At 62.0% G+C, this 10,716-nt stretch carries 8 protein-coding genes and 2 pseudogenes; 6 read left to right on the forward strand and 4 right to left on the reverse strand.

The genetic code is table 11. The features are described 5' to 3' along the window. Positions 1-542: 542 nt before the first annotated feature. From P0D80_RS42625 to P0D80_RS42635, 3 genes are read right to left on the reverse strand one after another with little or no spacing between them, the layout of a single operon-like run. Complete coding sequence (locus tag P0D80_RS42625) at positions 543-1,439, reverse strand: ABC transporter permease (RefSeq protein ID WP_408292814.1); 897 nt, start codon at positions 1,437-1,439, stop codon at positions 543-545. Next, positions 1,436-2,392 (reverse strand): ABC transporter permease, encoded by a 957-nt coding sequence (locus P0D80_RS42630; RefSeq protein ID WP_408292817.1) that lies wholly within the window; start codon positions 2,390-2,392, stop codon positions 1,436-1,438. Before P0D80_RS42630 ends, P0D80_RS42625 begins: the two co-directional genes overlap by 4 nt. 27 nt (positions 2,393-2,419) lie before the next feature. Next, positions 2,420-4,108 (reverse strand): peptide ABC transporter substrate-binding protein, encoded by a 1,689-nt coding sequence (locus P0D80_RS42635; protein WP_408292820.1) that lies wholly within the window; start codon positions 4,106-4,108, stop codon positions 2,420-2,422. Positions 4,109-4,354: 246 nt separating this feature from the next. Between P0D80_RS42635 and P0D80_RS42640 the strand changes: the two genes are divergently transcribed. The 5 genes and pseudogenes from P0D80_RS42640 to P0D80_RS42660 all read left to right on the forward strand — a co-directional run bounded on the left by P0D80_RS42640 (position 4,355) and on the right by P0D80_RS42660 (position 9,604). Then, positions 4,355-4,972 carry a helix-turn-helix domain-containing protein gene (locus tag P0D80_RS42640; protein ID WP_408292823.1) on the forward strand — a complete coding sequence of 206 codons (618 nt, stop codon included), beginning with the start codon at positions 4,355-4,357 and terminating at the stop codon, positions 4,970-4,972. A gap of 67 nt (positions 4,973-5,039) precedes the next feature. Beyond that, entirely contained in the window at positions 5,040-5,393 is a 354-nt protein-coding gene (locus P0D80_RS42645) for a RidA family protein (protein ID WP_408292827.1), read from the forward strand. Between the two features lie 59 nt (positions 5,394-5,452). Continuing rightward, entirely contained in the window at positions 5,453-6,877 is a 1,425-nt protein-coding gene (locus P0D80_RS42650; protein ID WP_408292830.1) for an NAD(P)/FAD-dependent oxidoreductase, read from the forward strand. A 22-nt stretch (positions 6,878-6,899) separates the two neighbouring features. Further along, the gene (locus tag P0D80_RS42655) at positions 6,900-8,702 is read left to right on the forward strand and encodes an ABC transporter ATP-binding protein (RefSeq protein WP_408292833.1); all 1,803 of its coding nucleotides are present in this window, start codon (positions 6,900-6,902) and stop codon (positions 8,700-8,702) included. Between the two features lie 167 nt (positions 8,703-8,869). Continuing rightward, positions 8,870-9,604 (forward strand): annotated as a pseudogene (locus tag P0D80_RS42660) (IS6 family transposase). A gap of 177 nt (positions 9,605-9,781) precedes the next feature. Here P0D80_RS42660 and P0D80_RS42665 read toward each other — a convergent pair. Then, positions 9,782-10,285, reverse strand: a pseudogene (locus P0D80_RS42665) (shikimate kinase); the annotation flags it as partial. An 86-nt stretch (positions 10,286-10,371) separates the two neighbouring features. Between P0D80_RS42665 and P0D80_RS42670 the strand changes: the two are divergent. After that, positions 10,372-10,716, forward strand: a 345-nt coding sequence (locus P0D80_RS42670) for a DUF1488 family protein (protein ID WP_408292836.1), incomplete at its 3' end; no start/stop codon positions are given.

Consider the following 10,716-nt stretch of genomic DNA (forward strand, 5'->3'; position numbering starts at 1 on the left):
GGATGGTCTCTGTCAAAAGTTCGTGGACGCAGTGGAACATCGAACCTTCGGCGGTCGTTACGCCTACGAACGGCACCAGCCCGCTACGGTTTGCTCAGCTCACCCTCCAGAATCCATTGGCGCTCGCTCTTCCCCTTGCTCATCGCCGCTCACCAGATTGATTGGATCGCTACTTTAACCGGTCCAATCAGCTTATTTGCACCAGAACCGAAAATACACTGCTGGCTAGTTTGACAAGCGTCAGCAGCGGATCAAGGAAAGCGCTCAACGACATCCCGTCGAGATCGAAACCGCTGACCGCCAGTCCGACCGCTTTCGACGTGAAGACCGTGCGGCTTCACGAGAAGATTGCGATCTTGCCGGCAGATGCGTGAACTCGAATCTCTCCTATCACGACGCCCGTCGCCGTCGATGCGATCGTCTCCACTTGCGACGATGTGAAATACCATTCGGCTGCCGAAGAAGCGCGGATGCTACAACACATCGAGCCCTTGAATCGTAGCGCCGCACGGATCGGTGCATCGGCGAGATCCGTCGACGCTCTACATCTCATTCCGAGGATCGAGCGCATCCCGCAGTCCATCTCCGACGAAGTTGAAGCTCGTCACCGCCAGCGTGATCGCAAGACCGGGCACGATCCCGAGCCACGGTGCGCTCGTCAAATAGGTCTGCGCGTTGTCCAGCATGTTTCCCCAACTCGGCGTGGGAGGCTGGATGCCGAAGCCGAGGAAAGATATGTAGCTCTCCGCCAGAATCGCGTAAGCGACGTTCAGCGTCGCCGCGACGACGATCGGCGCGGCCGCGTTGGGCAACAGCTCGCGGAACATGATGCGCGAGTGCGACGATCCCATCGACATTGCAGCCAGCGCGAAGTCGCGCGTCTTAAGCGACCGTATCTGCGCCTCGACGACGCGCGCGACTTCCATCCACGACGTGATCGCGATGAGAAAGACGATCGACGGTACTGACGGCGAGATGATTGCGGAGATCGCGAGAAGCAGAAAGATCGAAGGAAAGCACAGCACGCCGTCGACCAGCCGCATCAGCGCATTGCCGATCACGCCGCCGAAGTATCCTGCGATCATGCCGACGCACACGCCGATCACCATGCTGATCAACATGGCGACGAAACCGATCGACATCGAAATGCGGCCGGCCATCAAGAGCCGCGCGAGCACGTCGCGGCCGAGCGGATCGGTGCCGAGAATATGCGCGCCGGAGAACGGTGGCATCAGCCGATGGCGGATGTCGATATACGTGTCGGCGAACGCGAGCAGCGATGGACCGGCGACGCAGGCGAGCACCATCAGGACGATGCAAAGCGCGCCGAGAATCGCCAGCTTGTGCCGGCAGAAGCGGCGCAGCGCCGGGCTCATCCCGACACCCTTGGCGGAGTTGGTGATCGACGGTTTGGTGGCCACGGTGGGTGTCTCACTCATCGACGATCGCCCGCGATTCGGGGATCCGCGAAACTGTAGAGCAGATCGGCGAGCAGATTGCCGAGCAGCACGAGAACGGCGCTGAACATCAGGATGCCCATTACGGTCGGATAGTCGCGATAGCTGATCGAATCGAAAAACAGTCGGCCGATGCCTGGCCAAGTGAACACCGTTTCCGTCACCAGCGCACCGGACAGCAGGGTAGGCACATGCAGACCTGTGATCGTGATCATCGGCAACAGCGCGTTACGCAACGCGTGACGCATCACGATCTGATATTCCGGCACGCCTTTGGCGCGCGCGGTGCGGATGTAATCCTGGTTGATGACTTCGAGCATCGACGATCGCATGTAGCGGCTCCACACAGCCGTCGTCACCAACGCGAGCACGATGCACGGTCCGATCAAATGATGCACGTAGTCGAAAAACGAGCCGTCGCCTTCGGTCATGCGGTTGCCGGCCGGCAACCAGTTTAGATGCACGGCGAACACATAGATGACTACGATCCCGAACCAGAACGTCGGAATGGACAGCGCGATCATCGCGCCGACGGTCGCGAGCGAATCGAACAGTGAATAGCGCCGCACCGCGCCGAGAATGCCGATGCACCCGCCGATGAACATCGCGAGCAGCGTCGAGCAGAACATCAGTTCGAGCGTCGCGCCGATGTGGGACGCGATGATCGACGTGACGGCGTGCTGATCGCGATACGACAGACCCCAGTCGCCCTTAAGCATGCGCACCAACCACTCCAGATACTGGATGGGCAACGGACGATCGAGGCCGAGCTGCGCCGACAGGCGATCGAGATCGGCCTGACTCATATCGCCGGAGGCCGCGAACTGCGAGAGCGGGCCGCCCGGCGCAAGATGCAGGATGACGAACCCGATCACCGAGACGATCAGCAGCAGAATCGCCGAATGGATGGCGCGACGGGCAAGAAAAGGCAGCATGAGTCCGGTCCCCTGACTGATCGATCGCTATACCTTCTTCTTCCACGACCATTCGTTCATGTTCCAGCAGTTCTGGCGCTGGTTCACGTTGGGTCGATAGCCGAGCAGGTTGTCTTTCATGCCTTCGATGAACGAGTACTGGAAGAGCGGCAGGATCGGCAATTCCTCGCGCACGATGATCTGCAGCTGACGATAGATGTCCTTGCGCCTGGCTGGATCGAAGGTCGCTTCGCCGTCGGCCATCAGCTTATCAGCGGCCGGGTTCGACCACTGCATGTAGTTGCCGCCGCTGCCGCCCTTCAACGGGATCGCGCTCGAACTGAAGCGGTTGGCCGGATCCGCATCCGCGCCGGTTCTGAACGACGTGCCGACCAGCAGCGACTGGAACTGCGAGCGCGAATAGAACTCGCCCCAGATGATCGCGGCCGGCATGTTCTTGATCTTCATCGACACGCCGATCTCCTGCCAGTCCTGCATGATCAGCTGCTGACATTGCTCGCGCAGCACGTTGCCGGTGGTGGTTGACATCTCGAAGGTGAGTGGCACGCCGTTCTTGCTGCGCATACCGTTAGAACCCTTCGTCCACCCGGCCGCATCGAGCATCCTATTGGCCGCGGCGGTGTTTTTGCTCTGCTTCGGCAGCCCGTTGAAATAGGCCCACGACTCCATCGGAATGAATGATTCCGTCGGCTTCATGACGCCGTAGTAGATCGCGTCGATGATCGCCTGCTTGTCGAGCGCCGCGTACAGCGCCTGACGCACGGCTTTATCCGCGAAGGCCTTGCTCTCGAGGTTCGGCATCACGACTTCCAGATTGCCGTTGCTCGAGAGCGCCACCTTGCGGCCCGGCAGGCGGGAGGCTTCCTGATAGTAGTTGGCCGGAATGCCTGGCACGGGCACGAAGTCCACCTGGCCGGTGCGGAACTGCGTGTAGAGCGCGGTCAGATCCGGGATGTACTTCAGTACGACCTTCTCGAGGAACGGGCCTTTGCCGTGATAGCGCTCGTTGGCCACCAGCGTGATGTTGTCGCCGGGCGTACGCGTGCCCCACTTGAATGGACCTGTGCCGACCGGCGCGCTGTTGAACGGCGCGGTGTTCGGATCCGACGCTTTTCCGAGGATGTGCTTCGGCACCACCTGCGTATTGGCGAGCAGCGCGAAATACGGCGAATAGGCGCGCTCCATGTGCCAGGTGATCTCGTACGGACCTTTGACGACGATGTCCTTGACGAGGTTGTGGCCGATGCGCGCGCGCGAGCGGAAGCCCGGCGCGTTGATCAGTTCGATCGAATATTTGACGTCGTCGGCGGTGAACTTCGTGCCGTCGTGCCAGAGCACGTCGTTGCGCAGCTTGACGGTCCAAGTCTTGCCGCCGTCGGCGATACCGCCGTTGGCTTCGCTCGGAATCTCGGCGGCGAGATCGGGACGCAGCGAGCCGTCCGGTTCGGCCGACCAGAGCGTGCTGAACACGTTGGTCCAGATCACCTCGTCGCACTCGACGCCCGGCATCAGCGGATTGAAGGCGGTCGGTTCCTGCGACATGCCGACGACCACCACGCCCGAACGCTTGCCCGGCGCGGGCGCATTTACGTCGGCGCCGAAGGCCGGCAGCGAGCAGGCGGACAAGCCCATCAGAGCGCCGACGCTTTGACCGAGGAATTTGCGTCGATCGAGCGAGACCGCATCCGTTTCGATCGTTGCTTGGGTGTTTGGCACTCTTTTCATCACGTCTCTCTGGTTGGACACGGCATCGATGCTGCAGCATTGGGTGACTGGGCCAGTTTCAATAAATTAAAAATTGGTGTCAAGAAGTGTGACGACATGGAAAACCCTGAATTGCCAGCAAGACGCCGTGAGATAAGATGGACGGGGTATCTGGTCGAGCCGCGATGTTTGCGCGTCGAGCCCGCAACCAACTCTGCAACGCTTAAAATTCAATAAAATGAATTAAGGCTTCAACAAATGACGACAGCAAGACTCGGCGAGTCCGACACCGATGACGGCGATGAACGCGCGGAGTCGATCGAGATCGGTCGGCGGCTCAAGCACCTGCGCACGGTGCGCGGCCTCACGATCACCGAACTGGCCGGCAGCTCGGGTGTGTCCGCCGGCCGGATCAGCCAGATCGAACGAGGGCAGTCCAATCCGTCGATCAACACGCTGCAAAAGCTGCGCGCGGTGCTGGGCGTGACGCTCTGGGCGTTTCTCGAAGACGACGGCGCGGCCGCCACGCGCGACTCGCCCTACGTGCGCCGGCGCGAGAACCGGCCGCGCATCATTTCCGGCACCAACCAGTTCACCAAGGAGCTGCTGTCGCCGACCGACAACGACGAGCTTCGCTTCATGATCCTCACGCTGCCGCCCAACGCCGAAAGCGACGATGTGCTGACCGGTCCCGGCGACAAGGGCGGGTACGTGCTGTCCGGCAAGGTGTCGCTGACGATCGGCAACGAAACGCTCGAAATCAGGGAAGGCGACAGCTTCCAGTTCAGGAGCACGATTGCGCATCACATCAGCAATCCCTGGCAGGACGAGGCGAAGGTGCTCTGGATCATCAACATTCGTGATTCACACGTTTAGCCCGCGCCGAGCGACTCGATGTGCGCTGCGAGCTTCCATGATTTCTCAACCCAGGAGAGGTTTTCCGATGACTCAGACGATCAAGCGCCACGACGTGACGGGACGGCTCAGCAAGGCACTGGTTGCCAACGGTTTCGCGTTTCTGTCGGGCCTGACCGCGCGCAATCGCGACGGCGACGTGAAGGCGCAAACCGCCGACATCCTCGCTCAGATCGACGACTATCTGGCCGCGGTCGGCACGGACAAGACGCGCATCGCCGTCGCCAATATCTGGCTGAAGGACATTGCGCAGTTCGCCGAGATGAACGAGGCGTGGGAAGCCTGGGTCGATCGCGTGCAGCCGCCGGCTCGCGCGACGGTCGAATCGCGGCTCGCGCACGAAAGCATCCTCGTCGAAATCCAGGTTCAGGCGGTGGTCTGAGACCCTTCGTTTGACATTCGGTTTTCCGTTCCTCCGCTCAACGAGTCATGGCGAACAACATGCATTCATCCAGCGCTACGCCACACGATCCTTCGTGGTGGTTCGAAGAGGCACTGCGCAACGAACGCGCGCAGCCGGACGCGCCCTCGCTGTCCAGACCGCTCACGGTCGATGTCGCGATCGTCGGCGGCGGGTTCACGGGACTGTGGACCGCGCTCGCGCTGCGCGAGCGCGCGCCACATCTGTCGGTCGCACTGATCGAGGCGTCGCTGTGCGGTTCGGGCGCGAGCGGCAAGAACGGCGGCAAGGTTCACGGCTACTGGGCGTCGCTCGCCGGGATGGCCGCCAACATCGGACCGGACGGCGCGTTGGCCGTCGCCCGCGCGGGCACGCGCGCGCAGGATGCGATCCGCGCGTTCGCTACGGCGGCCGGACGCGACGTCTGGTGGCGCGAGAGCGGCAACGTGCGCGTGTCCGCCGCGCCCGCGCAGGACGCCAAGCTCAGGACCTACGTCGACACGGCGCGCCATCTCGGCGTGCCGGACAGCGTCCTGCCGCTGAGTCCCGAGCAGGTCGCAGAACATTGCCGATCGCCCGTGTTTCGCGGCGGCCTGTATTTTCCCGAAGGCGCCAACGTGCAGCCCGCGCGGCTTGCGCGCGAACTGCGGCGCGCGGCGATCGCCGCTGGCGTGCAGGTGTTCGAGAACACGCCGATGACACGGATCGACGCCGGGACGCCCAACCGCGTGGTGTGTCCGAATGGCGAGATCGTCGCGAAGGAAGTCGTGCTGGCGACCAACATCGAGCTGGCGAAGCGCAAGGAAGTCGCGCCGCTGATGACGGTGTTCTCGTCGTACGCGCTGATGACGCAGCCCGCACCGGACAAGCTCAGCGAGATGGGTTGGAACAGAAACGAAGGCATCGCGGATCTGCGCATGTTCGTGCATTACTTCCGCAAGACGATCGACGGACGCGTGCTGATGGGCTCCGGCTCCGGACCGATCAGCTTCGGCGGCAACACCGCCAATCCGCTTCTGACCACCGACGTCGCGTCGGCTGGCCGCGCCGAGCGCGGCTTGCGCCGGCTGCTGCCCGCTTTCGCCGATGTCGCGATCGATCGCGTATGGGGCGGCGGTATCGACGTCTCGTTCGATCGACTGCCGTTCTTCCGCACGGTGCCGGGCACGCGGGTTCACTACGGCTGCGGTTATTCCGGGCACGGCGTCAATCCGACCTACATCGGCGGGCAATGTCTGGCGTCGCTCGTGCTCGATGCGAAAGACGACTGGAGCAATCTGCCGCTGTGCACGCGCGAGCCGCAGTCGCTGCCGCCCGAACCGTTTCGCTACGTCGGCGGACGCTTCGTCCGCTGGGGCATTCTGGGTTGCGAGGAAGCCGAGGAATTTGGCCGGAGCGCGGGATTCATTCCGCGCGTCGCCGCGGCGATACCGAAGACGTTTGGATTACGGATCGGCACAAGGTGATCCATCACAGGAAAGAACGCTCATGACTGCACCGGTTTTGTCGGTTACGGATCTGTCGACTTCATTTCGCGTAGGCGGCGTCTGGCGCTCCGTCGTGCAAGGCATTTCATTCGACATCGCGCCGGGAGAAACGCTCGCGATCGTCGGCGAATCGGGATCGGGGAAGAGCGTGACGGCGCTTTCGATCATGCAGTTGACCAGCCGCGCGACCAGCCGAATCCAAGGCAGCGTCAAGCTCAACGGCCGGGAATTGCTTGGGCTGCCGACCATGCGCGAGATTCGCGGCAGCGAGATCGGCATGATTTTTCAGGAGCCGATGACGTCGCTGAATCCGGTCCTGCCGATTGGCTTTCAGATCGCCGAATCGCTGACGCTGCATCGCGGTCTGTCAAAGAGCGCAGCCCATGCGGAGTCGATCCGTCTGCTCGAAAAAGTGCGCATACCCGCCGCCGGATCGCGTGTGCGCGACTATCCGCATGCGTTCTCGGGCGGCATGCGTCAGCGCGTCATGATCGCGCTGGCGCTGGCATGCAAGCCGAAACTGCTGATCGCCGATGAACCGACGACCGCGCTCGACGTGACGATCCAGGCACAGGTGCTCGATCTGATCAAGAGCCTGCAGGAAGAAGAGGGCATGTCGGTGCTGTTCATCACTCACGACATGGGCGTGGTCGCCGAGATCGCGGATCGGGTGGTCGTGATGTTCGACGGCCGGCAGGTGGAGTTGAACACCACCAAGACGATTTTCCGCGAGCCGGCCGAACCATACACACGCGCGCTGCTGTCGGCGGTGCCTCGGCTGGGATCGATGACGGGACGCAAAGTGCCGTTGCGTTTTCCGGTGGTGAATCGCGAGACGGGTCGCTCGGACGTGCCGGCTGAATCGCCCGACACGGTGCGCGCCGGCACGCAGCCGGTGCTCAAGGTGAGCGGCCTCACGACCCGTTTCGATATTCGCTCAGGGCTATTGGGCAAGGTCAAGGGACGCGTGCACGCGGTCGAGAACATCTCGTTCGCCGTGCAGCCGGGCGAGACCCTGGCGTTGGTCGGCGAATCGGGATGCGGAAAATCGACGACCGGCCGCTCGCTGATCTGCCTGAACGAGCCGCTCGCAGGTTCGGTGGAACTCGAAGGCATCGATCTGCTAAAGCTCAAGGGCGAGCGCAGACGCGCGCAACGGCGCGGGATCCAGATGATCTTCCAGGATCCGTTCGCGTCGCTCAATCCGCGCGTCACGGTCGGCGCGATCATCGCGGAACCGCTGGTGGCGAACGGCTTGGCGAGCAAGCAGGAGGCGCACGCACAGGCGATCCAACTGCTGCGCCAGGTCGGACTGTCGCCCGATATGGCGGTCCGATATCCTCACGAGTTTTCCGGCGGTCAGCGGCAACGAATCTGCATCGCGCGCGCGCTCGCATTGGAGCCGAAGCTAATCATCGCGGACGAAGCGGTGTCCGCGCTGGACGTGTCGGTGAAAGCGCAGGTGGTCAATCTGATGCTCGATCTGCAGGCACGCATGGGACTCGCGTATCTGTTCATCTCGCACGACATGGCTGTGGTCGAGCGCATCAGTCATCGCGTCGCCGTGATGTACCTCGGCGAGATCGTCGAGATCGGACCGCGCGAGGCGGTGTTCGGCAATCCGCAGCATCCGTACACGAAGCGCCTGTTGGCCGCGGTGCCGATCGCCGATCCAAGGCAGCGTAGCAGGCGACGTCAGCTCGCTGCGGACGAAATCAGAAGTCCCGTGCGCCCGGCCGATTTCTCGCCAGCGTTGAGACAGTATCGCGAAGCGTCCGTAGGACACGTGGTAATGATGGAATGACATCCGTAGCGGAACGGCGCGCAACGGCGCCCGGAGATCGGACCGATGCTGCGCTCGAGTGCCGCTTCCTGGTGATGCGCGATCCGCCTTTATCCGATCGCGGCGCGGAGCCTCTCGTGTTGCGCCGGCACTGTCACGTCGCAGAGATGGTCGAGTAAGATCGGATGATGAAGAATGCAAAATCGCTTTACCACGGCCATCGCTTTCCGGCGGCGGTCATCAGTTGCGCGATACGCTGATATTTCAGGTTTCAGCTCAGCCTGCGTAATATCGCAGAACTGCTGTTCGAGCGCGGGGTTATCGTCAGCTACGAAACGGTCCGACGCTGGTGCGATAAGTTCGGTGCTGGCTTCGCACACCGTGTGAAAGCGGCGCGTCGCAGGCCCGGCACCACGTGGCACCTTGACGAAGTATTTGTGACGTTGCGCGGCGAGCCTTACCTGTTGTGGCGCGCCGTCGATCAACATGGTGCCGAACTCGATATCCTGCTACAGAAGCGCCGCGACAAGGCTGCAGCGAAGCGGTTTTTCGAGCGCGTGCTTGCCTCGTGTGCTGAGGCACCGCGCAGGATCGTGACCGACCAGCTGCGCAGCTATCCGGCGGCGAAAGCCGAGATTCCCGAACTTGCCCACGTCAAGCACGTCTTCGTCAAAGCCAGCGCGCGGGTCAATAACCGGGCGGAAAACAGTCATCAGCCGACGCGCGAACGCGAGCGACGCATGCGCGGCTTCCGCGATCCTGAACGCACACAGGCTTTCCTATCGAGCTTCGGTCCGATCCGGCAGCACTTCGCGCTCAAGCGACACTTGATACGCGCCTCACTCTATCGCAAACAGCTCGCCACACGCTTTGCCGCCTGGCATCGTTTCACTGAGGCCACCCAAGATCCGTCCGTTTTCTGAGCGAGCGTTTGTCCACTCCGCTATTGCGCCGCGAACAATTTAACGTGACAGCGCCATCCGAACTGCGTCGAACTACGCGGTCACAATTCTATTGACACTGCGTCGGGAGTCGTCTCCGTGTGACGCTTTGGATGTGTCCGCGGTGGCCTTCGAATTCCACTCAATCTGGGTTTGTTCGATTCGGTCGCGTAAAGCGAGATACGTTTCAACCAAGGCCGTTTTACTGGTGTCGTGCGTAACATCCGCGAGGGCGTACTTGTCGCGTCGCGACGCCAAGATACGACGCAGGTCGTCGGTCGCCTCGTTGTAGCCGACCATGGGACGCAGGTCGCCTTGCGAGATGACCCGAGACATGTGATCGTCCGGGCTGGCGGTTAGCCAAACGGTGAAGCAATGCTTAAGTACGACTTTGTACGTCTCGCTTTCGCCAACGAGGCCGCCGGGCACCGCGATTACTGCGCGAGGATATTTCTCGATGGCGTGTTCGAGCGCCCTGCGCTCATACCTCCGATAGGCTGCCTCGCCGTACAGCGCATAAATTTCCGGGACCGGACATCCGGCTATTTCCACTACCAGGCGGCTGAGCTCCACAAAGCAACATTTTCTTTCTTCAGCAAGCATCCGCCCTCGGGTAGATTTCCCGGCACCTCGCAGGCCTACCAGAGCGATCCGCTCTGTCCGCTCAACGGGCACCCGATAGGGTGGGTAGTCGCCGTCTTCGACAGCGGCACGCAGTATCGGGTGACCGCGCTTTCGCATGGTTGTGAATGTCGTCTCCCATAAAGGCTCACTCTGGAAGTCCGTGTCGATACAAACATGCAACTAACCGTCTGGCACGTCTGCGTCTCCCTCAACCGCAAACCTCGCCTCCAGCAAACGCGGGCGCAATCTACACTGCGGCAGACCGACATGAAATTTCGTTCCGGCTGTCCGGACATCACAGCGAGGTCGCCTGTGCGATTACGCGGGAGGCGCTCGAAGTGCAGTGCGGGCTGCCTGGAGACGCTGACCCGGTCCGCATGCTCAAGGCATTTGCGGACGGACAGCGCCGCATTATCGCGGTCGCCGAAAAAGTCCGCCTGCGTCCGGGTGAACCAGTCAGGCTCACCACT

The organism is Paraburkholderia sp. RL17-373-BIF-A (genome assembly GCF_046030175.1).
Lineage (GTDB): Bacteria > Pseudomonadota > Gammaproteobacteria > Burkholderiales > Burkholderiaceae > Paraburkholderia.

Bases quoted from the DNA above. Each gene is read 5' to 3' on its own strand.
- P0D80_RS42650 (WP_408292830.1), top strand. From the start codon at position 5,453: ATGCATTCATCCAGCGCTACGCCACACGATCCTTCGTGGTGGTTCGAA.
- P0D80_RS42655 (WP_408292833.1), top strand. From the start codon at position 6,900: ATGACTGCACCGGTTTTGTCGGTTACGGATCTGTCGACTTCATTTCGC.
- P0D80_RS42645 (WP_408292827.1), top strand. From the start codon at position 5,040: ATGACTCAGACGATCAAGCGCCACGACGTGACGGGACGGCTCAGCAAG.
- P0D80_RS42640 (WP_408292823.1), top strand. From the start codon at position 4,355: ATGACGACAGCAAGACTCGGCGAGTCCGACACCGATGACGGCGATGAA.
- P0D80_RS42625 (WP_408292814.1), bottom strand. From the start codon at position 1,439: ATGAGTGAGACACCCACCGTGGCCACCAAACCGTCGATCACCAACTCC.
- P0D80_RS42630 (WP_408292817.1), bottom strand. From the start codon at position 2,392: ATGCTGCCTTTTCTTGCCCGTCGCGCCATCCATTCGGCGATTCTGCTG.